We start from the raw sequence: 21,100 nt of genomic DNA on the forward strand, positions 1-21,100 counted from the left end.
CGTCGTTCCGGCGCGCGAGGGGACTCTCGACGTGCCGTGTAGTCACCGTTTTACCCGTCGAGAAGCAACGCTCTCCCATGACCGACTTCGCGGACCTCGACGTGACCCTCGTGGACGGGTACGTCGACGAACCGGCACACTTCGGCGTGCCGCCCTACATCTCGACGTATCCGCGGTACACCGCCGGGGCCATCGTGGACGCCGGCGTCCCGCGGGAGAACGTCACGTACCACACCATCGACGAGTTGCGCGACGACTCCGGGAAGTGGCGCGACGTGGAGGACGCAGACCTGTTCGTCTACATCGGCGGGATGACCGTACCCGGCAAGTACGTGGGGGGAACCCCGGCGGAACCCGACGAAGTGCGCAAGATGGCGTGGACCGCACAGGGAACCAGTCTGATGGGCGGTCCCGTCAAGTTCGGCGTCGGCGACGAGAACGCGGGCGCGACCGAGACCGAGCGCGACGACTTGGACTTCGACTTCGTGGCGAAGGGCGACGTGGAAGCCGCGGCCTACGACCTGCTCGAAAGCGGTCTGGAGGGGTTCAACAACCGGATGCGCGACAACGCCGAAATCGACCGGTGGGCCGCCGACGGCGCGTTCGTCATCGAACAGCACCCCAACCATCCCGACTACCTCATCTGCGAGATGGAGACCTCCCGAGGGTGTCCCTACCGGTGTTCGTTCTGCACGGAACCGCTGTACGGCAACCCGTCGTTCCGGCGACCGCCGTCCGTCGTCAGCGAGGTCCAGACGCTCTACGAGCGCGGCGCGCGACACTTCCGACTCGGACGCCAGGCCGACATCCTCGCGTACGGCGGCGACGGCGAGAAGCCCAACCCCGACGCGCTCCGGAACCTCTACGGCGGGATTCGGGAGGTCGCGCCCGACCTCGGCACGCTCCACCTCGACAACATGAACCCCATCACGGTGGTCGAGTGGCCCGAGTTGGCCCGCGAGGGCATCCGGGTCATCGCCGAGCACAACACGCCGGGCGACACCGCCGCGTTCGGTCTCGAATCGGCCGACCCCAGAGTCCAGGACGAGAACAACCTCAACGTGACCGCCGACGAGTGTTTCGAGGCCGTCAAAATAGTCAACGAGGAAGCCGGGTGGCGACCGGGAGAGGACCCGGCCGACGCCCCGAGCCACGGCGAGTCGGCCGCGAATCGCCTGCCGAAACTCCTGCCGGGCATCAACCTGCTCCACGGACTGAAGGGCGAACGCGAGGAGACGTTCGACCACAACAAGCGGTTCCTCGAACGGGTCTACGACGAGGGACTGATGCTCCGCCGGGTCAACATCCGGCAGGTCATGGCCTTCGACGGCACGGAGATGAGCGACGTGGGCGCGGACATCGCCAAGGACCACAAGCGCCTGTTCAAGCAGTACAAGACCGAGGTCCGCGAGGAGATAGATAACCCGATGCTCCAGCGTCTCGCACCGGCGGGCACGATTCTGCCGAACGTCCACCTCGAATACCACGAGGGCGGCCGGACGTTCGGCCGCCAACTCGGGACCTACCCTCTGCTCGTGGGGATTCCGGGCGAGCGCGAACTCGGCCGGACGGTGGACGTGGCGGTCGTGGACCACGGCTACCGATCGGTGACGGGCGTCGTCCACCCGCTCGACCTGAACAGCGCGACGATGGACGAACTCACCGCAATTCCGGGTCTCGGCAAGCAGCGCGCCGGAAACGTCATCGTGAACCGACCGTACGACTCGCCCGCGGACCTCGACGCCGACGTGGGCGTGGACCTGACGGAGTTCACCACCGCGGAGCGACCGGAAGGCGCGGACTGACGGCCGTCACGGTCGCGGTTGCGGTGCGGTCGCGTCGCGGTTGCGGTCCACAGCGAGCGAGGGAACGAAGTGACCGAGCGAGCGGTCCGAGGAGCCCTCGAAGAAGCGCCGCAGGCGCTTCTGAGGGGGTAACGACGGATTTTGATCGACCTTTTGCCAGCGAGGGAGGGCGCGCGCCAACGGCGCGCGGCCGACCGAGCGCAGCAAAAGGTCGTTGAGTAAAATTCTTTACGCGCTGACCACTTGGGTTCGAACGGAGGCATATAACCTTGGAGATCTCTGACAAACTCCTGTGTCTGTTCAGTGCTGACGTGACTATCGAGGACGACAAGTACGTCGTCGAAGTACCGCGCCGAGAAATCGAAACCGGGTCGGTCGAACCGGGCGAAACCTACCGCGTTGCGCTCATCTCGGACGATTCGGATTCGTCTCAGCAGTCCGAGTCGAAGTCTCAATCGGAATCCAAGAGCAGCGGCGCACCGTCCGAACCGCAACCCCCCGTCGAGGAGGGCGAAGTCCGCTACGTCGAAGTCGAGGACATCGGCAAGCAGGGCGACGGCATCGCTCGCGTCGAGCGTGGCTACGTCATCATCGTCCCCGACGCCGAAATCGGCGAGCGCGTCAAGGTCGAGATTACGGAAGTCAAGTCCAACTTCGCGGTCGGCGAAATCATCGAAGAGGACTTCTGAGACCCCCATTCTTTGCTGCTCGTGCGGTCGCTAGCGGCGACTGCGCGCTCCTCGACGTTCGACCTGCGGGCGTCGGGTTCGTTCGCGGTCTCTCGAACCCGTCTGCGGTGAGGATTGGAGACAACTTTATATTGTCTTTAGATACCCGTATCTACTCTATGAGTTGCTATACAATCCCCAACGCACAAACTACCTGTTTCTAGGGGGAATTCTCGACCTACGCGTCGGTCGCCGAGTCGCGCGAAGGTTCAAGTACCGGCACGGGACGAACCGCTCGCGTGTCGATTCATCGACCGAATCTCGGCCCGCTTTGGATGACCGTTCGCGCAGTGACGGTTGCTACGGTCGGCCGCGCAATTGCGTGTCCGATTGCGCTCGCGGAGGTCACCCGTCGTAGACCGACCCGTCCGGGCGCTTCGCGCCCTCGGAATCGTGGACTACGACGCCCTCGTCGGGGTCGGCGGGTTCGTACTCGTCGCGGACCGCGATGGCCTCCCGTAGTTCCCGGACCGCGCGCTCTTTGAGCGCCGCCGCGAGGTCCTCCGCGGCCTCCCGAGAGATATCTCTGCCCAGTCCCTCGCACTCGTGGGCGCGGACGACGCCCTCCTCGTCGACGGGTTCGCCCATCGGCTGACTCGTCCCGCCGAGCGCGACCGAGAACGGGTAGGTCTCGCAGATGAGCGGCCGGTCGCCGTGGACCGAGCAGGCACCCGTGCCGTCGTCGGACTCCTCGTAGAAGGTACAGTCGCCGCAGGTGTCGGTCTGAAGCGCCCACTCGAAGGTCTCGCCGGTGACAGCATCGTCGGTCCCCTCACCGTCGAGACCGTACGGCATCGGACGTGCGACGTCTCGCCAGTCGTACTCCGTGGCGTCTTGGAGGTCCCGCACCTCGTCGGGGAAGACGGTCGCGGTGTGGGGGTCGTCAGCCTCGGCTTTGCAACACGCCCCGCACCGCGTACACTCGAAGCCGATAGTTTCGATGGCGTCCGCGAGGTCGTCGGTGTCGAGGGCTTCGGCGTTTTCGAGTTCCGCTTCGAGGCTCTGCACACGTTTGCGTTGGTGTTGGTGGGCAAAAGGGTGTTCGTTGCGTCGGTGGCGTTCGGTGTGAGAGACTCGTTGGTCCTGCGAAATCGACCGCCACGACCGCTATCGAGGAGTCCTCGAAAGCCCCCGCCCGCGGCCCGTCGGCCGCGGTTACTCGTCGGAGCCCGCTATTTTCGCCCGTTCATCGTCCCACGCGACCTTGCCTTCGACGGCCAACTTTTCGAGGTGCGCGGCGGTCGTGGTTCGCGCGAGGTCCCGGACGCCCGAGAGGTCTTTGTCGTAGGCGAAGTCGAGTATTTCGTCCAGTGCGGTCGCGCCGTCGCGGACTGCGCCGAGGATTTTTCGCTCGCGGTCGAGTCGGTGGCGAATCAGGCGCTCGATTTCGGCGCGGGGGTCCTCGATGACGGGTCCGTGACCCGGATAGAGTTCGTCCGGATTTCGGGCGTAAAGTCGCCGGAGCGAGGTGAGGTAGGCGCGCACGTCGCCCTCGTCGGCACCGACGACGACGCTCCCGGCCGAGACAACGAGGTCGCCGGTCAGCATCGCGCCGTCCGCGGCGAGCGCGACGTGGTCGGGCGCGTGGCCCGGCGTCTCCACGACGGTCGCGTCTTCGATGACGGTACCTTCGCGGAAGGTCCGGTCCGGCGCGATTCCGGTGGCACGCTCGAAGCGCTCCTCGCGGCCCGCGCGCGCCCAGACGGTCGCGTCGCACGAGTCTGCGTAGTGGGCGACCGCGCCCACGTGGTCCGGATGAGCGTGCGTGACGAGGACGTGTTCGACCGAGACCGACGCGACCGCGGCGTCGAGGTCGTCGGTGCGGTTCGCGGGGTCCACGAGAATCGCCGCCTCGTCGCCGACGAGATAGGCGTTGGTCGAACCAGTGGGCGCGAGCGTCTCGGCCGGGACCGAGACCTGCTGGATGGTCATGCGAGAGGCGAGGTCGGCCGAGCAGAAAAGCGAGGCGGGTCGCAGTCGAGGCGAAGACCGTCAGCGGTCGAGGAAGTAGACCTGCTTGCGGGCGTCTTGGAAGCTGTACCGGGAGTCTACGAGGTCTTCTTCTTCGAGGCGGTTCAGGGCGTAGCGGACCGTCCGGTCGGGCAGCAGCGACTCCTCGGCGAGTTGGCCCTGCGAGAGGGGCGCGTCGGTCTCCAGCACCTTGGCGACCAGCTTGGCGCTCGGGGGGAGTTCGCGCAGGCGGTCGCGGAAGTCGTCTGATAACTGTTCGGCTACGGGTGGCTCGTCCGTGGTCGTACTCATACCTAACCTCACTCCGGAAGAGACGGGTAAATGTTGGCTATATGTTTATCAGTACACTCTTAACTCCTTAAGGCCATATAATGTCGCCTTAAATTCGTTTCTTGCCTTCCGGGGCGGCAATTATTACGTCGCCCGAGTCCGTCTGGTCCGGCATGGAGTCGATTCCCGAGTCGTTCCGCGACCTGTTCGAGCGCGAGACGTTCGCCAACTTCGCCACCCTGATGCCGGAGGGCACGCCGCAGGTGACGCCGGTCTGGATAGACCGCGACGAGGAGGGTCACCTGCTGGTCAACACCGCACGCGGCCGCCAGAAGGCGAAGAACGTCGAGCGCGACCCGAAGGTCGGGGTCTGCGTGATGGACCCCGACGACCCGTACCGCTACGTCTCTGTCCGCGGTGAAGTGGTCGAGGTCACCGAGGACGGCGCGGTCGAACACATCGACGAACTCGCGCGCCGCTACATGGACGTCGAGGAGTATCCCAACCACGGCGAGGAGTCCGGCTCGCGGGTAGTAATCCGGATTCGACCCGACCGCGTGGTCACGAGCGGCGAGTAGCGTTCACGCCCGCAACGGTCGGTCCGCGGCGTCGAGGTGCCGACCGTCCCTCGCAGGTAATCGTCGTCCCGGTTCGTCCGGCCGAGCGAACCGGCGTCCTCTCGGCGCACGAAGAAGTCGGCGACGAGACGGTTCCAATACCGTTTTAGTCCCCCCGCGAACTAGATTGAAAGGAGAATCGTGAAAGGAGCGGAGTGGTATCAGGCCGACGAAGTCGCCGAGGAGTACGAAGACAAGCGATTCTCCCGCGGTGGACGCCTCATCGACCGCCGGGAGAAACAGGCCGTCCTCGACGCTATCGGCCCGCTCGAGGACCAGAACGTCTTGGAGATAGCGTGCGGTACCGGTAGGTTCACCGTCATGCTGGCCGAACGCGGTGCCGACATCGTCGGGTTGGACATATCGGCCGCGATGCTCCAACAAGGCCGGAAGAAGGCTCAAAACGCCGGAGTCGCCGATCATCTCGAGTTCATGCGCGGTGACGCGGGCCGACTCCCGTTCCCCGACGACCACTTCGACACCGTGTTCGCCATGCGCTTTTTCCATCTGGCGGACACGCCCGCGACCTTCCTCTCGGAGATGCGCCGGGTCGCCAAGGAGCGAGTCGTCTTCGACACGTTCAACGCCCGCAGCACCCGGAGCGTCTACAACTGGTTGCTCCCGATGGGGTCGCACCTCTACTCGCGGGCCGACGTGGACAAACTGCTGGACGAGGCCGACCTCCACCTCGTGGACGCCGAACACGATTGGATTCTGCCCTACGGCTTCTACCGCAAGATTCCGGGGGCCGTCGCGGGACCGATTCGGGACCTCGACACGACCATCGGCGAGTCGCCCGTCGGCGACTACTTCGCGTCGGTCTCCTACTGGAACACGCGCGTCGAGTAGACCACGACGTGTTATCCTCCCGACTCGTCGGTGCCAGAGGCCGAACCGTTTTTAACCCTCGGGCGGGAGATTCGGGGGTATGGAGCTATCCGTGGTGGTTCCGACACTCAACGGCCGCGAGCGCCTCGCGTCGTGTCTCGACGCGCTCGCGGCCCACGCTCCCGACGCCGAGGTCGTCGTCGTCAACGGCCCGTCGGCCGACGGAACCACCGGGATGATTCGAGAGCGCGACGACGTGGACGTGCTGGTCGAGGTTTCGGACCGGAAACTCAACGTCGCGCGCAACGCCGGCCTCTCGACGGCCAGCGGCGACGCCGTCGCGCTGGTCGGGCAGGACAACGCGGTCGAACCCTCGTGGAGCGAGGGCGTCCGCGAGGCCTTGGCGGACCCGGACACCGATGCGGTGACGGGGCCGGTCCACCGCTCGGTCCGGGCGGGCGTGACCGCCGAAACTGAGGAGTCTCGGACCATCGACGGACGAGAGGTGACTTACTTCGAGGGCGGGAACGTCGCGTTCACCCGCGAGGCTATCGAGGCCGTGGACGGTTTCGACGAGTACCTCGTGACCGGCGGCGCGCGCGACTGCGCCCACCGACTCGCCGCCAACGATTACGAAGTCGAGTGGTCCCCGTCGGTCTGCGTGATTCACGACAGCGAGGAGGACGACGAGGACCGGGACTGGGGGTGGAAGTACCGCGCGCTGGCGTACCGACTCGTGAAGACCTACGGCCCGCGGCCCGGCATCCTCGGGCGGACGCTCCGTGACGCGATCTGGGACGGCGCGTCGAACGCGGCCGACGTGATTCGGGGCGAACAGGCGCCTTCGGGGTGGATAGGGAGCGGCAAGCGCGTGGCGAAGAGCATGGCAATCGGGTGCAAGGACGGTCTCTGGTCGCGGCTCCGCGACCGGAGCGACGCCAGAAACCCGTCGGGTCTCTCGGCGCGCGCCGACCGTGCGGTCGAGATGTACGACTGGCGGACGGAGGAGTCCTGCGACGAAGCCGTCGAGGAACCCGAGCAGTAACCTCGCTCGCCGGAGGTGGTTGGGCTCACTTTTCGGGGTCGGTCGCGCCGCCTTCGCGGAAGATGGTCGCCCGGACCAGCGCCTCGGTCGCACGCCGGAGTCGCTCGGAGACCGCCTGTCTGGAGACGCCCAGTTGCTCGGCGAGGTCCTCCAGCTCGACCGCTCTGGGCACGTCGAAGTATCCCATCTCGGCCGCGGTCCGGAGCGTCTCGTACTGTCGGTCGGTCAGGCCGAGCGAGTCGTCGTCTCGCTCGCTCGCGTCGTACAACTGCCGGAGTTCGAAGGTCAGCCCGTGGTCTTCGCAGAACGTCACGTAGTTTCGGAGGCTCTCGCGGTCGGGAAACCGGATGCGAGCGCGCCACCCGTCGCCCGCCCGCTCCGAGGAGACGAACACGCCGCCTTGGTCGGCCCACGAGTGGTAGGTCATCTGCTCGTCGCCCTTGTCGGTCAACTCGACCTGATACAGTCGCTGGTCGGGCAACTCCGCGAGGACGGTCACGTCGCTGATAGTCGGGTCGTCGGCCAGTCCGGCGTCGAACGTCTCGAAGTCGCCGTTCGACGCCCAGAACGCCAGTGCGAACGGTTTGGACTCCCGAGAGGTCTGCTGTTCGATAGTGACCTCCATCTCCGGGGCGGCGTCCACCGCAAGTCGAAGGACCGGTGTTTCTAAATAGAAGTCCGCAATGAGAGTCATAGCTCCGCTACCACGTCAGGAAATTTAACGGTACGGTTCGCCAGCGACCGGCTGAAACGGTTGCAACGGTCCGAAATAAAATGCAAAACGGTACGGGAACGAATCTCCGCTTTAAGTCCGTAGTGGTCGAACTCCCAGGCGATGGTACACCAAGACAGGACAACTGTCAGCGAGCGAATCGACCGCTCGTGTGAACTTCTCCGTAGCGCGTATCGACGTCGCATCATCTACGCTCTCCGGCGAGGCGGTCCGGCCTCCGTCGGCGAACTCGCAGACGTCGTCACTGCCGTCGGTCTCGTCGAGGACCGACAGCGCGCGATAGCTTCGCTGGTCCACACGCATCTCCCGAAACTTTCGGAAGCGGGCGTAATCGAGTACGAGGGTGCCGAAGAGACGGTGTCGCTCGCCGAGAGCGTCGAGGAACTCGAACCGCTTCTCACGGTCGCCGCGCGACAGGAAGTCGATAACGAGCATCTGCCGTTCTCCGGGGGGAATCGACGCACCGACGCCGTCGCGGGAAAGGTTCCCGAGTAGCCGTCGAACACCGCGTCATCGTACGCCGCATCGTCGTCGAACGTCGCGTCGCCGGTGTCACCGAAGCGCGATGCGGTCAGCTCTCGTTGCGCTCGATGCGGTCGTGCCACGTTTCGAGCCGCTCGCTCCCCCAGTAGCGGACTTCCTCGGTGCGGGCGTCGTAATCGACCACCCCTGCGTCCACGAGCTTCGGAATGTGGATGTGGTAGAGCGTCGAGTAGACGTGACTCTGCCCCGGTCGCTCGCCGGTCCGTTCGGCGCGTCGCTCAACGAGGTGGTCGCTGAGTTCGCTTACCGTCGCGGTCCGGTCCGAGGCGTCCCGGAGGTAGGCGACGATAGCTCGCCGGTCGTGGTTGGCGAGGAGTTCGAGCGTCGCGTCGAGCGAGAGGGTCACGCTCCCGGCCGGTCGGTCGTCGTGCGCTTTCGCTCGGTCCCGTCCGTCGTCGCACTCGGCCGGTGCGTCGTCTCGGTCGCCGTCGTTCCCATCGCTCTCGTCGTTTCCACCGTTTTCTGACATCCGGTTCCGCCTCGCGTACACATCGACGGGGCAACCCTAATGATTTTGCATAGTATTAGACGGACGGACAGCTTCGAACGAAGAGAGGCCCCGCGGGCGAAGTGACGGCGCTCAGAAGTCGCCGGGCAACGAGTCGCCGAGGACGCGACGGGCGTTCTTGTCGAACACCTTCCGCATGGCGTCCTCGGGCACGTCGAGGGTCAGAATCTCCATGACCGCGACGTTGGGGTGGGAACTCGGGGCACCGCTCCCGAACAGCACGCGGTCGGGGTGTTCCATCATCGCGCGCTCCAAGAGGTCCCGATACCGGACGTAGCTCGTGTCGAGGTAGCACTCGTCGTGGTTCTCCAGCAGGTCAACCGCCTCGGACATCAGGTCGCGGTCGAGCGGGTGGCCGCCGAAGTGGGCCAACACGACCGGCAGCGACCGCGAGAGCAGGGTCTCCTCGGCCGCGGCGGGTGTGAACCCTTCGCCGCCGTGGACCACGACCGGCAGGCCGACGTCCTCCAGTTGGTCCAAGGTCTCCTCGTCGGGGAGTCCGTCCTCGGCGGGGTTCAGCTTGAACCCGTGGAATCGGTCGTCGTAGGCGTACTGCTCTACGTCCTCCGGCGAGGTGTGGTGGTCCTTCCGGCGCGCGGCGAGGTTCCGCAGGCGCGAGGAGGCGCGCTCGCCGGGGTCGCGCGGCCCGTTGATGCGGGCGAACGCGAGGAACGGTCGGTCCACGCTCCGGCGCGCGACGGCGTTGTTCGCGCTGACGTAACTGCCGCCGTCGCGCGCGCCGGGGAACACCACCGACCTGACGACGCCCGCCTGATGCATCTCCCGTTCTAACCTGTCGGGACTTATCGCCCGCCCGCGGGTCTGGACGCTGCCGGCGTCGGCGTCGAGGCGCGCGTGTACGTCCACCACCCGGAAGCGATGCTCCAACTCCAGCATTGGAGGACGGTTCGGAACTCCGGTATTTTTCAGTGTCGGTTGCGCTCGGCGGGGAGATTCGGAAGCGCCGCGCGAGTAGCGGCCGCGATTCGCACCGACTCCGCGGTTCGCGGCGACTACGCGACCACTCGAACAGTCGCAAAAGAGGAGAAGAGACAGGTAAGAGAAACGGACGAGAGCGTTATTCGAGGTCGAAGCGGTCGAGGGTCATCACCTTGTGCCACGCGTCCACGAAGTCCTGGACGAACTTCTCTTCCTCGCTCCCGTAGACCTCCGCGATGGCCCGGAGCCGGGAGTTCGAGCCGAAGATGAGATCCGCGCGGCTGGCCTCCCACTCGACCTCGCCCGTCTCGCGGTCGCGCAACTCGAATACCTCTCTGGAGTCGGAGGTTTCCTCCCACTCGTAGCCCATGTCGAGCAGGTTCACGAAGAAGTCGTTAGTCAGCGTCCCCGGCCGGTCGGTGAAGACGCCGAGGTCCGAGCCCTGGTAGTTCGCGTCCAGCGCGCGCATGCCGCCGACCAGCACCGTCATCTCGGACGCCGTCAGGTCCAGCAGGTCGGCCTCGTCCACCAGCAACTCCTCGGTCGGCTGGTCGTACTCGCCGCCGAAGTAGTTGCGGAACCCGTCGACCTTCGGTTTGAGCGCCTCGAACGACTCGACGTCGGTCTGCTCTTGGGTGGCGTCGGTCCGGCCGGGGTCGAACGGAATCTCGACGTCGTACCCGGCGTCCGCTGCGGCCTTCTCGACGGCCGCGTTGCCGCCCAGCACGATGAGGTCGGCGAGCGAGACCCACACGTCGTCGGACCGCGAGCCGTTGAAGTCCTCTTGGATTCCCTCGAGGGTCTCCAGCACGGTCTCGAGCTCCGCCGGCTCGTTCACCTCCCAGCTCTTCTGTGGTTCGAGGCGGATGCGGGCGCCGTTCGCGCCGCCGCGCATGTCGCTGTCGCGGTACGTCGACGCCGCCGCCCAGGCGGTCTTGACCAGCTGGGAGACCGACAGCTCGGAGTCGAGGAGCTCCTCCTTGAGCTCGGCGACCTCCTCGTCCCCGATCAGGTCGTAGTCGGCGTCGGGGAGCGGGTCCTGCCACAGCATCACCTCGTCGGGGACCTCGGGACCGAGGAACCGCTCGGGCGGGCCCATGTCGCGGTGGATGAGCTTGTACCAGGCTCGGGCGAACGCCTCCTGGAACTTGGCCGGGTCCTCGCGGAACTGCTCCAGAATCTCCCGGAATTCGGGGTCGCGCTTCAGGGCGACGTCCGTCGTCAGCATCATGGGCGTGCGCTTCTTCGACGGGTCGTGGGCGTCGGGCACGGTGTTCTGTGGCTCCTCGTCCACCGGCTGCCACTGCCACGCGCCGCCGGGGCCCTTGTGGGGCTCCCACTCGTAGTCGAGCAGGTTGGCGATGTAGCCCATGTCCCAACTGGTCGGCGCGCTAGTCCACGGCCCCTCGATGCCGCTGGTGATCGTGTCGGGGCCCTTGCCTTCGCCGTAGTCGTTCTCCCAGCCGAGGCCCTGCTGGTCGATGGGCGCCGCCTCGGGCTCGGCGCCGAGGTGGTCGCCCGAGTCTGCGCCGTGGACCTTCCCGAACGTGTGCCCGCCGGCGATGAGCGCGGCCGTCTCCTCGTCGTTCATCGCCATCCGGCCGAACGCCTCTCGGATGTTCTCCGCCGAACCCTCGGTGTCGGGTTCGCCGTCCGGACCCTCCGGATTCACGTAGATGAGGCCCATCACGGTGGCGCCGAGCGGCTCCTCGAGCTCGCCCTCGTCGTTGAAGCGTTCGGAGCCCTCCCACTCGGTCTCGGGCCCCCAGTAGACGGCCTCGTCGGGCTCGAACTCGTCCTCGCGGCCGCCGGCGAAACCGAACGTCTCGAAGCCCATCGACTCCATGGCGACGTTTCCGGCCAGGACGATCAGGTCGGCCCACGAGAGCTTGCGGCCGTACTTCTGCTTGACCGGCTCGAGCAGCCGGCGAGCCTTGTCGAGGTTGACGTTGTCGGGCCAGCTGTTGAGCGGCGCGAAGCGCTGGGTCCCGCCGGTCGCGCCGCCGCGGCCGTCGACGGTGCGGTACGTGCCGGCGCTGTGCCACGCCATCCGGATGAACAGCGGGCCGTAGTGGCCGTAGTCGGCCGGCCACCAGTCCTGCGACGTCGTCATCACGTCTTCGATATCTGCCTTCACCTCGTCGAGGTCGAGCTTCTGGAACTCCTCGGCGTAGTCGAAGTCCTCGCCGTACGGACCGACGTTTTCGGCGTTCTGGTCGAGAACGTCCAGGTTCAGCTTGTTCGGCCACCAGTTGTTGTTCTGTCGGGGACTACCCATTCCGTGTGTGGGATTTTCTTCTGACATATTCGGTGTTCGCTCATCCGAGTGGATGGACCGCTATTACAAAAAGGAGGTGGTTTTAGGCAGACTTGTGTTCCGGTACCAAGAAATAATATTCCCGATTCGCAAAGTAAGTCAAATATCGCCTTCGTGTTGCCGGGTCCAGATGGGGGCTCCTACGCTTGGCGTACCACTTCGACCACGGAAGAAAAATTTATATAGAAGTTTAAACATCTTTTAGACGGGGAGTAATCATGAGCGAATCACAGTCCGGACAGCGACGCATGGGCGGACGACCGATGTTCATCCTCGCGGACGAGACCGAGCGAACGCAGGGCCGAGACGCCCAGTCCTCGAACATCTCCGCCGGAAAGGCGGTCAGCGAGGCCGTACGCACGACGCTCGGGCCGCGCGGGATGGACAAGATGCTGGTGACCGACACCGGCGACGTGACCATCACCAACGACGGCGCGACCATCCTGAACACGATGGACATCGAACACCCCGCGGCCCAGATGATAGTCGAGGTCGCGGACGCACAGGAAGAGGAGGTGGGCGACGGCACGACCACGGCCGCGGTTCTCGCCGGCGAACTCCTCTCGAAGGCCGAGACCCTGTTGGACGACGACGTGCATCCGACGACCATCGTGGAGGGCTACGCCGAGGCCCGCGACATCGCGCTCGACGCCATCGACGGTCTCGTGCTGGACGAGGAGTTGGACGACGACGTCCTGACGAACGTCGCCCAGTCGAGCATGACCGGCAAGGGAACCGCCGACGTGACGACCGAGAAGTTGGCCGAGGAGGTCGTCAGTGCGGTCCGCCACGTCGAGGGCGAGGAAGGCGTCGTCCGCGACGACGTCCGCGTCCACACTCAGACCGGCGGGTCGTCGTCGGCGACCGAACTCGTGGAGGGCGTCATCAGCGAGGCCGAACCGGTCCACGCCAACATGCCCCGCGAGGTTTCGGACGCAACCATCGCGGTCGTGGACGAGAAGTTCGGGGTCCGCGAGGCGAACGTCGACGCCGAGTACAGCGTCGACAGCGTGGACCAGCTCACCGCCGCGATGGACGCAGAGGACCGCGAACTGCGGGAGTACGCCGACGCGCTCTCGTCTGCGGGCGTGGACGTCGTCTTCTCGACCGACTCCATCGACGACCGCCCGGCCGCCTACCTCGCCGACGCGGGCATCCTCGCGTTCGAGAATGTGAGCGACGACGAGGCCCGCGCCGTCGCGTCGGCGACCGGCGCGAGTCGGACGAGCAAGGTCGAAGACGTCGAAGACGCCGACCTCGGGTGGGCCGAGACCGTCCGGGTCCGGACCTTCGCCGACGAGGACCTCGCGTTCGTGGAGGGCGGCGCGGCCGCGGAAGCGGTCACGATGCTCGTTCGGGGCGGTACGGAACACGTCGTGGACGAACTGGAGCGCGCCCTCTCGGACGCCCTCGACGTGGTGACCGCGGCGCTCGACTTCGGCGGCGTGGTCGCGGGGGCGGGTGCGACCGAGATCGTCGTCGCCGACCGGGTCCGCGAGGAGGCGGCGAGCATCGAGGGCCGCAAGCAACTCGCGGTCGAGGCGTTCGCCGACGCGGTGGACGTCCTCCCGCGCACGCTCGCGGAGAACACCGGCATGGACCCCATCGACGGACTCGTCGATCTGCGGGCCGCGAACGACGAGCGCGAGGGCCGGTCCGGTATCATCGCGACCGGCCAGCACGGCGAAATCGGCGACCCCGTGGAGTCGGGCGTCCTCGACCCCGTTGCGGTCAAGCGCGAGGCGTTCGAGTCCGCGACCGAGGCCGCGACGATGATCGCTCGCATCGACGACGTCATCGCCGCGGAGTAACGGCGTAGCCGCCTCGGATTTCGGGTCTCCCTCCTCACCTCGTCCGCGGCGGAGACTCGACGGACCGCCGCGTCTCCGTCTCGCGCTCGCGTGACTCCTCGCTCCGGCGCTTCGACCGAGAGCGGGCGAACAGCGCGAGTCCGACCGCGCCGAGGCCCGCGAGCGCCAGACCGGTCAGACTCCGGCGCTGCGTGGTCCGGGTGTACGCGCTCTCCTTCGAGACGTGCCGGTCGATGTCGCCGCGTTCCTCCAGTTCTCCGGTCGGTTCCTCGATGTTGTTCGGCGCGTCCCGGCGAGGAGACTCCGACTCCTTCTGCATCGGGACGAACAGCTTCTCCATCACGGTGTCGAGAACCCCCGCGGCGTAGTGGCCGAGCGCGGCCATGCCCTTGGCTCCGCCGCCGACGAACACGTCGCGCTGGGGGTTCTCCGCGGCGTCGAGGATAGCGCGGGCAACCGTCTCGGGCGTGTAGACCGGCGGCGGGAGCGTGGCCTCCTCGTCCATGTAGTTCTTCGCGTGTTCCGGGTACGGCGTGTCGATGGAGGCGGGTTTGACCAGCGTAACCGAGACGGGCGCGCCCTCCTGCTCCAGTTCCATCCGGAGCGCGTCGGTAAAGCCCTTGACGGCGTGCTTACTCGCCGAGTAGCTCCCCTGAAGCGGGATTGCCCGGTCCGAGGCGACGCTCCCGATGTTGATTATCGCGCCGCCGCGCTCTTTCAGGAGGTTCGCGGCTTCGAGCGACCCGTAGAGCAGTCCCCAGACGTTCGTGTCGAACTGCTCGCGCATGTCCTCGACCGGCGTGTCCTCCAGTTTGCCGTAGAGGAACGCCCCGGCGACGTTGACCCACGTGTCGAACCCGCCGTAGGCGTCGCGCGCGGTCGCCGCTATCTTCCGCACGTCGTCGCGGTCGCTCACGTCGGCGACGACGTAGGTCGCCTCGCCGCCCGACTGTCGTATCTCGTCGGTCAACTCCCGGAGGGCGTCTTCGCTCCGGGCCGCGGCGACCACCCGCGCGCCGCGCTCGGCCGCCATCCGCGCGGTCGTCAGGCCGATGCCGGAGGACGCGCCGGTGACGACGACGACCTGCTCTTCGAGGGGTTTCAGGTCCACGCTCATCGCGAATCTCCCTCGGTACTGTCCCCTGCGTCGCCGCTGGCGCTAGTGCGTTTGTCGGTGCTAACGCGTGCGTCGGTGCTGGTGCGTGCCGTCGCGTCGAGGCGGACGGAAGCGGTCGCGCGCTCCTGTCCGACCGACCTCGCGTCGGTTTCGGTTCGTGTCATGGTGGAAACTCCGACCCCCTGTCGGGATTCCTTACCAACATCACGACGTCCTTAATCTCGGTGGCAGAACCGTGGGCGAGTCCAAGCGAGAGCGAGACGAGTGGGAGTCAGCGCAGTTCCGCGCCGCCGGAACAGACCTCGGTCCGGTTCTCCAGCACGCCCTCGACGCCCACCGCGAACACCGTCTCGCCGACCATCGCCATGCTCGCCGCTCCGCCGGCGGCTTCGACCGCCGCGACAGCCTCTCGAACGTCGTCGGTCGGCAGGTCGATGGCTTGGGCGAACTCCCACGAGTCGCGGGTCAGTCCGGCTAGCGACGGGTCCTCGGGGAGCGCGTCGAGGGTCGCCGACCCCTCGCGGGCGATTCGTTCCATCAGGTCCTCGTCGGCCAGCGCCTCCTCGGTGGCGATGGGGCCGAACGACGAGTACTCGACGGGCGTCTCGCGTTCGAACTTCCGGGGGTCGCCGCCGTCGCCGACGACCAGTCCGCCGCGGTTCTGGACGAACACGTCGCCGAGACCCGTCCCGGCCTCGACCTCCGCGCGGTGGGCGAGTTCGACCAACTCCTCGCGGGAGTAGTCGAGTCCGAACTCGGCGTTCGCGGCGATGAGGGTTGCGAGGGTCGCGGCACCGCTCGCGCCGAACCCGCGCCCGATGGGAACCTCGGCGGTCAAGTCGGCGCGAGCGGCCACGTCCAACTCGCGGAGCGCGAGTTCGACCGGTTCGAAGTCGGTCGGCTCGCCGCCCAACCTGACGACCGGTTCCGTCGGGTCCTGTGCGTCTACTCTCCGTACGTCCGCGATTACGCCGTCGGCGATGGCCACGCTCGCGCCCTTCGACCGGTCTGCGGTCTCGGCGGGCGCGAAGACGGCGGTGACGCTTCCGGGGGCGAACGCTCGCATACCCGAGAGTGGGCGCGAGTCCCATTTGAACCCTCGGGACGCGGCGACCGGCCGACGACCGTTTACCGCTCGGGCGGGTAAGTGCCCGGCGTGACCGAACGCATGCACGCGGTCGCCATCGAGGAGTTCGGCGACCCGGAGGTCTTCGAGGACCGCGAGTTCGACCGACCCGACCCCGACGCCGCGGAGGTGCTGGTCCGGGTCGAGGCGTCGAGCGTCAACCCGGTCGAGTACAAGATTCGGCGCGGCGACCTGCCGCCGTTCGCGCCCGACTTCCCCGCGATTTTGGGATGCGACGCCGCGGGCGTCGTCGAGGCGGTCGGCGACGACGTGACCGCCTTCGAGGAGGGTGACGAGGTGTACGGCATGGTCGGCGGCGTCACCGGCGCGCAGGGAGCCTACGCCGAGTACGTCCCCGCTCACGCCGACCTGCTCGCGCCCGTGCCCGACTCGCTGTCGTTCGCCGAGGCCGCCGCGCTCCCCGTCGTGGGTCTCACCGCGTGGGAGATGCTGGTGGACAAGGCCGACGCGGGCGACGGCGACTCGGCGCTCGTCTACGGCGGTGCGGGCGGCGTCGGCCACGTCGGCGTCCAACTGGCCGACTGGCTCGGCGCGGACGTGTACGCGACCGGTTCGACCGAGCGCAAGCGCGAGTTAGCCGCCGACCTCGGCGCGTCGGCGACCATCGACTACACCGAGACCGACCCCGACGAGTACGTCGCCGAACACGCCGACGGTGAGGGGTTCGACGTTGTGTTCGACCCGGTGGGCGACGACCACCTCCAGACCGCATTCGAGGCGGTCGCGCCGTTCGAGCGCGTCGTCACTACTGAGTCGAGTTCGACGCAGGACCTCTCGGCGTTGCACCAGAAGGCGCTCTCGCTCGGCGTCGTCCTGTCGATTCTGCCCGTCCTCCGCGGGCAGGGCCGCGAGCGCGTCGGCGAGCGCTTCCGGCGAATCAACGAGGTCGTGGCCGATGGTGGTCTGAAACCGGTACTGGACGACGAACAGTTCGCGCTGACCGCCGAGGGCGTCGCCGACGCCCACCGGTACGCCGAGGAGGAAGATCACATCGGCAAGATTTCGCTCGTCCGGAAGGCGTGAGACAACACTCCGCTTTCGAGAATCCGGCCCGTCGTTTCGAGTAGCAACCTTTGTATCCGCACCCGCAGAACCCCGGAGCAATGACCGCGTTCTTCGACCGCCTCGCCGACCGTATCGAGCGAATCGACAGCATCGTCTCGGTCGGGTTGGACCCCGACACCGACCGCCTGCCCGACGACGTTCGGGACGCCGACCTGCCTCGCTGGGAGTTCAACCGCCGCATCATCGACGCGACCTGCGACCACGCCGCGGTCTTCAAGCCCAACGCGGCGTTCTACGAGGACCCGGACGGCTGGCGCGCCTTGGAGAAGACGGTCGAACACGCCCGCGACGCGGGGGTTCCGGTCCTGCTCGACGCCAAGCGCGCCGACATCGGCAACACCTCTCGGCAGTACGCGACGGTTCTGGACTCGGTGGACGCCATCACGCTCAACCCCTTCCTCGGACGGGACTCGCTCGCGCCGTTCCTCGACCGAGATGAAGCGGGATGCTTCCTGCTCTGTCGGACCTCGAACCCCGGCGGCGCGGACGTGCAAGAGTTGGAACTCGCCGACGGCGACCTCGTGTACGAGCGCGTCGCCGACCTCGCCAGCGAGTGGAGCGCGGCCGGCAACCGGAACGTCGGGTTGGTCGTCGGTGCGACGACGCCGGACGAACTTCGGACCGTCCGCGAGCGCGTGCCGGACCTCCCGTTCCTCGTCCCCGGCGTCGGCGCGCAGGGCGGCGACGCCGAGGCCGCCGCGACGTACGCCACCGCGACCAACGGCGCGGGTCTGGTCAACTCCACCCGCGGCATCATCTTCGCCGGCGAGGACTCCGACCGGTCGTACGCCGACGCCGCCGGAGACGCCGCGCGCGACCTGAAAGAGCGTCTGAACCAGTATCGCTGAGCTACCAGCAAGCGCTCGGTGACGCCTTCAACCGGCGAACGCTCTGCCGATCAAATCACACCTCTGGGTGGACTGAAAGGGGCCGCCCGCTCGCGGTCACGCGAGCGAAGCGAGGTTTCTGCCGAAGATATGTCGCTGAGCGACCGCGATCGGGCGGGGGCTTTCGACGCGTTCTCCTCATTGTTTTCGACAGTCATTCTCGTGGCCGTCGCCGAAGCATCTTCGGTTAGGGCGAAATCCAGAATATCAATGCGGCCTAGTACCGACACGCCTAATCGCCACCGCTCCTAATCGCCGACCGTGACTTCCGACTCGACGATTTCGAGCCGACCCATCTTCGCCGGCGTCTCCGTCGTCGTCGTCCTCGTGGCGGGCGGTATCGGCGCTATCGTCGGCGCGTCCGGACAGAAGCGCGAGGTGGCGATGAACCTGCTGGGCGTGGTGTCGTTCCAGATGTCGCCGGTCGTGATGGCCGCGTTCGGCATGGTCCTGACCGCGAGCGTGCTGGCGCTCCTGTTCGGTCTCGTCAGCGTCGCGTCCCGGTACGACGACGAGACCGGCGAGCGCGCCTGAGGCGGGACGAGCGAACGCGCTTCCGATTCTGCGACGACTGTGGACCGAACGCCGAGCCGAAGCCACAACACTGATAGAGGCGACCAAGGCTGAAACTCGCCCGGCACCTACGTGTCGAACGGAATGTCTGACGACCTCGGACTAACGGAGGCCGTGTCGATGGCCCTCGGAGGGATGATCGGCGGTGGCATCTACGCCGTCCTCGGGGTTGTGGTCAAGGTCAGCGGTCCGCTCGCGTGGCTGGCGTTCGTGCTGGCCGGTTTCGTCGCCCTCTGTGCGGGCCACTCGTACGTGAAACTGAACGAACTCACCGACGCGCAGGGCGGGTCACCGACGTACATCGAGTCGCTGACGCACAACGACACGCTCGCGGGGATGGCGGGGTGGACTCTGCTGTTCGGTTACATCGGGTCGATGGCGATGTACGCCTACGCCTTCGGGAGCTACTTCACCGACCTCGTCGGTATCGACCACGTCGTGGGCCTGCCGGTGCGCGCGCTGGCGTCGGTCGTCGTCGTCGCGGCGTTCGTCGGCCTCAACGCCGTGGGCGTCAGCGAGACCGGCGAGGTCGAGGTCGTCCTCGTCGTTATCAAGGTCGCAATCCTCGTCGGCTTCGCGGCGCTCGGCCTCTACTACGGCGCACGGCGCGGTCAGCTTCGGAGCGGAGCGGGGTCGCTCGGCGTCGGCCCCGTCATGGCGGCGGCCGTGTCGTTCGTGGCGTTCCAAGGCTGGCAACTCCTGATGTACGACCAGTCAACCATCAAGAACGCCGGCGACACCATCAGGAAGGCTATCTACGTCTCGATTCCCACCGCCGTGGTCATCTACATCGGCGTCGCGGTGGTGACGACCAGCCTCGTGAGCATCGGCTTCGTCTCGAAACACCCCGAGACCGCGCTTGCCGTGGCCGCCCGGAAGTTCAGCGGGCACCTCGGCTACCTCGTCATCTCGTTGTCGGCGCTGTTCTCGACCGCGAGCGCCATCAACGCCACGCTGTTCAGCAGCACCCTGTTCTCGAACGGCCTGATATCGGACGGGCTACTGCCCGACCGACTCGGCGACGACTCGTCGGAGATGCCGACGAAGCCCGTGCTCGTCGTCGGCGTGCTGACCGCGGCGTTCACCCTCTTCGGCAGTCTCGAGGGAATCACGTCGTTCGCGTCGTTGACGTTCATCGTGGTGTTCGGCGGCATGAGCTACCTCGCCTTCCGGCAGCGCGACCGACCGGAGGTCAGGGCGGTCGTCCCCGCCGTCGGCATGGTCGGCACGGGGCTGTTCCTCCCGCTGATGGTCTGGCACCTCTACACCGCCGAACGGCGCGTCTTCTACTCGGTCGGGGTCATCGCGGTCCTCGTGCTCGCGGTCGAACTCGTGTACTTCGAGACCGACATCTTCGGCCACCAGTCCGGACGCGCCAGCAGCGGAAAAGGCTAACCGGGCCTACTCGATTCTCACGTCGTCGCCGACGGAGACGCCGAAGGCCTCGTCGCCGCGGCCGCGGTTGACCGCCAACTCGACGTTGCCGTGGCTCCCGACCGTGACCAGGCGGTCGCCCGCGGGCAGTTCCGCGTAGGCCCGTGCGACGGGGGCGGACTCGCCGTTCACCGTCACCGAGTCGCGGCCGGTCACGAGTTCGCCGGGGAGATTCGTGACGACGTTGCCGAAGCCATCCACGACCAGCACCTCGCCGAGTGCGGCCCCGTCGCCGAGTGTGGTCCCGTCCTCGATTTCCGGTTCGGGAAAGCGGAGGTCCTCGTACTCGCCGACCGGAGCCACGTCCTCGAGCTCGTGGAACTCCTCGACGCCCGCCTCGTGAATCTCGGCGGCGGCGGGCGCGAAGACGTCCCGGCCGTGGAACGTCGTACTCTCGGTGTTCGCGTCGTCGTACGCGACCTCGAAGACCTCGATTTCGGTCGCGTCGGTGCGCTCCGCGAGTTCCCGGGCCGCCGGGAGCAAAACGCCGTTGTCGGGTCCGACGAGCGCGTGGTCGCCCGCCCGAACCGCCAGCGCGGCCCGGTCGGTGCCGACGCCGGGATCCACGACGACGAGGTGGACCGCGGGCGGGAAGTAGGGCAGGACCTCGCGGAGCCAGAACGCCGCGGTCCGCACGTCCTGCCGGGGGAAGTCGTGACCGACGTCCACCAATCGCGCGTCGGTTCGCTGTAGCATCACGCCCTTCATCGCCGCCGGGTAGGGCGTGCCGAAGTCCGAAGCGAGCGTTATCATGGTCGGCAA

The 21,100-nt window shown here is 67.0% G+C and carries 21 protein-coding genes; 11 read left to right on the forward strand and 10 right to left on the reverse strand.

Annotation, left to right across the window (positions count from 1 at the left end; translation table 11 throughout):
• Window positions 1-77: 77 nt before the first annotated feature.
• Both M0R88_RS11635 and M0R88_RS11640 read left to right on the forward strand, forming a co-directional pair.
• A complete protein-coding gene (locus M0R88_RS11635) occupies window positions 78-1,805 on the forward strand; it encodes a radical SAM protein (RefSeq protein ID WP_248653676.1) in 1,728 nt (575 codons plus the stop codon).
• Window positions 1,806-2,074: 269 nt separating this feature from the next.
• Window positions 2,075-2,494: a TRAM domain-containing protein gene (locus tag M0R88_RS11640; RefSeq protein WP_135851842.1), complete on the forward strand. Its 420-nt coding sequence runs from the start codon at window positions 2,075-2,077 to the stop codon at window positions 2,492-2,494.
• Between the two features lie 384 nt (window positions 2,495-2,878).
• On the opposite strand, the gene M0R88_RS11645 is transcribed toward M0R88_RS11640, so the two are convergent.
• From M0R88_RS11645 to M0R88_RS11655, 3 genes are all read right to left on the reverse strand, one after another.
• Window positions 2,879-3,541 (reverse strand): YkgJ family cysteine cluster protein, encoded by a 663-nt coding sequence (locus M0R88_RS11645; protein WP_248653677.1) that lies wholly within the window; start codon window positions 3,539-3,541, stop codon window positions 2,879-2,881.
• A 147-nt stretch (window positions 3,542-3,688) separates the two neighbouring features.
• Window positions 3,689-4,465: an MBL fold metallo-hydrolase gene (locus tag M0R88_RS11650; RefSeq protein WP_248653678.1), complete on the reverse strand. Its 777-nt coding sequence runs from the start codon at window positions 4,463-4,465 to the stop codon at window positions 3,689-3,691.
• A 60-nt stretch (window positions 4,466-4,525) separates the two neighbouring features.
• Window positions 4,526-4,795, reverse strand: a complete 270-nt coding sequence (locus M0R88_RS11655; protein WP_248653679.1) for a MarR family transcriptional regulator — start codon at window positions 4,793-4,795, stop codon at window positions 4,526-4,528.
• 152 nt (window positions 4,796-4,947) lie between these two features.
• Between M0R88_RS11655 and M0R88_RS11660 the strand changes: the two genes are divergently transcribed.
• From M0R88_RS11660 to M0R88_RS11670, 3 genes are all read left to right on the forward strand, one after another.
• On the forward strand, window positions 4,948-5,352 hold the full coding sequence (locus tag M0R88_RS11660) for a PPOX class F420-dependent oxidoreductase (RefSeq protein ID WP_248653680.1): 405 nt from the start codon (window positions 4,948-4,950) through the stop codon (window positions 5,350-5,352).
• Window positions 5,353-5,532: 180 nt separating this feature from the next.
• The gene (locus tag M0R88_RS11665) at window positions 5,533-6,240 is read left to right on the forward strand and encodes a class I SAM-dependent methyltransferase (protein ID WP_248653681.1); all 708 of its coding nucleotides are present in this window, start codon (window positions 5,533-5,535) and stop codon (window positions 6,238-6,240) included.
• Window positions 6,241-6,319: 79 nt separating this feature from the next.
• Window positions 6,320-7,264, forward strand: a complete 945-nt coding sequence (locus M0R88_RS11670; RefSeq protein WP_248653682.1) for a glycosyltransferase family 2 protein — start codon at window positions 6,320-6,322, stop codon at window positions 7,262-7,264.
• Window positions 7,265-7,289: 25 nt separating this feature from the next.
• Here M0R88_RS11670 and M0R88_RS11675 read toward each other — a convergent pair whose 3' ends face one another.
• Window positions 7,290-7,958, reverse strand: coding sequence for a helix-turn-helix domain-containing protein (locus tag M0R88_RS11675; protein ID WP_248653683.1), 669 nt, complete (start codon window positions 7,956-7,958; stop codon window positions 7,290-7,292).
• Window positions 7,959-8,099: 141 nt separating this feature from the next.
• Here M0R88_RS11675 and M0R88_RS11680 point away from each other — a divergent pair, with 141 nt between their 5' ends.
• Window positions 8,100-8,492 carry a DUF7344 domain-containing protein gene (locus M0R88_RS11680; protein WP_248653684.1) on the forward strand — a complete coding sequence of 131 codons (393 nt, stop codon included), beginning with the start codon at window positions 8,100-8,102 and terminating at the stop codon, window positions 8,490-8,492.
• Window positions 8,493-8,568: 76 nt separating this feature from the next.
• Here the strand turns inward: M0R88_RS11680 and M0R88_RS11685 are convergent, their stop codons facing one another.
• The 3 genes from M0R88_RS11685 to katG all read right to left on the reverse strand — a co-directional run bounded on the left by M0R88_RS11685 (window position 8,569) and on the right by katG (window position 12,292).
• Window positions 8,569-9,009, reverse strand: coding sequence for a DUF7344 domain-containing protein (locus tag M0R88_RS11685; protein WP_248653685.1), 441 nt, complete (start codon window positions 9,007-9,009; stop codon window positions 8,569-8,571).
• Between the two features lie 111 nt (window positions 9,010-9,120).
• Window positions 9,121-9,945 carry an amidohydrolase family protein gene (locus M0R88_RS11690; RefSeq protein WP_248653686.1) on the reverse strand — a complete coding sequence of 275 codons (825 nt, stop codon included), beginning with the start codon at window positions 9,943-9,945 and terminating at the stop codon, window positions 9,121-9,123.
• A gap of 181 nt (window positions 9,946-10,126) precedes the next feature.
• Window positions 10,127-12,292: a catalase/peroxidase HPI gene (katG, locus tag M0R88_RS11695; RefSeq protein ID WP_256468560.1), complete on the reverse strand. Its 2,166-nt coding sequence runs from the start codon at window positions 12,290-12,292 to the stop codon at window positions 10,127-10,129.
• A 260-nt stretch (window positions 12,293-12,552) separates the two neighbouring features.
• On the opposite strand from katG, the gene thsA reads away from it, so the two are divergent.
• A complete protein-coding gene (gene thsA, locus M0R88_RS11700; RefSeq protein WP_248656701.1) occupies window positions 12,553-14,115 on the forward strand; it encodes a thermosome subunit alpha in 1,563 nt (520 codons plus the stop codon).
• Between the two features lie 34 nt (window positions 14,116-14,149).
• Here the strand turns inward: thsA and M0R88_RS11705 are convergent, their stop codons facing one another.
• A complete protein-coding gene (locus M0R88_RS11705) occupies window positions 14,150-15,232 on the reverse strand; it encodes an SDR family oxidoreductase (RefSeq protein ID WP_248653688.1) in 1,083 nt (360 codons plus the stop codon).
• A gap of 271 nt (window positions 15,233-15,503) precedes the next feature.
• Window positions 15,504-16,298 (reverse strand): GHMP family kinase ATP-binding protein, encoded by a 795-nt coding sequence (locus M0R88_RS11710; protein WP_248653689.1) that lies wholly within the window; start codon window positions 16,296-16,298, stop codon window positions 15,504-15,506.
• A 90-nt stretch (window positions 16,299-16,388) separates the two neighbouring features.
• Here M0R88_RS11710 and M0R88_RS11715 point away from each other — a divergent pair, with 90 nt between their 5' ends.
• The 4 genes from M0R88_RS11715 (at window position 16,389) to M0R88_RS11730 (ending at window position 20,299) form a co-directional block, all read left to right on the forward strand.
• Window positions 16,389-17,402: a zinc-binding dehydrogenase gene (locus M0R88_RS11715; RefSeq protein WP_248653690.1), complete on the forward strand. Its 1,014-nt coding sequence runs from the start codon at window positions 16,389-16,391 to the stop codon at window positions 17,400-17,402.
• Window positions 17,403-17,482: 80 nt separating this feature from the next.
• Window positions 17,483-18,292, forward strand: coding sequence for an orotidine-5'-phosphate decarboxylase (gene pyrF, locus M0R88_RS11720; protein WP_248653691.1), 810 nt, complete (start codon window positions 17,483-17,485; stop codon window positions 18,290-18,292).
• A gap of 300 nt (window positions 18,293-18,592) precedes the next feature.
• Complete coding sequence (locus M0R88_RS11725; RefSeq protein ID WP_248653692.1) at window positions 18,593-18,865, forward strand: DUF7520 family protein; 273 nt, start codon at window positions 18,593-18,595, stop codon at window positions 18,863-18,865.
• Window positions 18,866-18,988: 123 nt separating this feature from the next.
• Window positions 18,989-20,299: an APC family permease gene (locus M0R88_RS11730; RefSeq protein ID WP_248653693.1), complete on the forward strand. Its 1,311-nt coding sequence runs from the start codon at window positions 18,989-18,991 to the stop codon at window positions 20,297-20,299.
• A 6-nt stretch (window positions 20,300-20,305) separates the two neighbouring features.
• Here M0R88_RS11730 and M0R88_RS11735 read toward each other — a convergent pair whose 3' ends face one another.
• Window positions 20,306-21,091, reverse strand: coding sequence for an SAM hydrolase/SAM-dependent halogenase family protein (locus M0R88_RS11735; protein WP_248653694.1), 786 nt, complete (start codon window positions 21,089-21,091; stop codon window positions 20,306-20,308).
• Window positions 21,092-21,100: the final 9 nt, after the last annotated feature.

Origin of the sequence: Halorussus gelatinilyticus (assembly GCF_023238445.1) — an archaeon.
In the GTDB taxonomy this organism is placed as follows: domain Archaea; phylum Halobacteriota; class Halobacteria; order Halobacteriales; family Haladaptataceae; genus Halorussus; species Halorussus gelatinilyticus.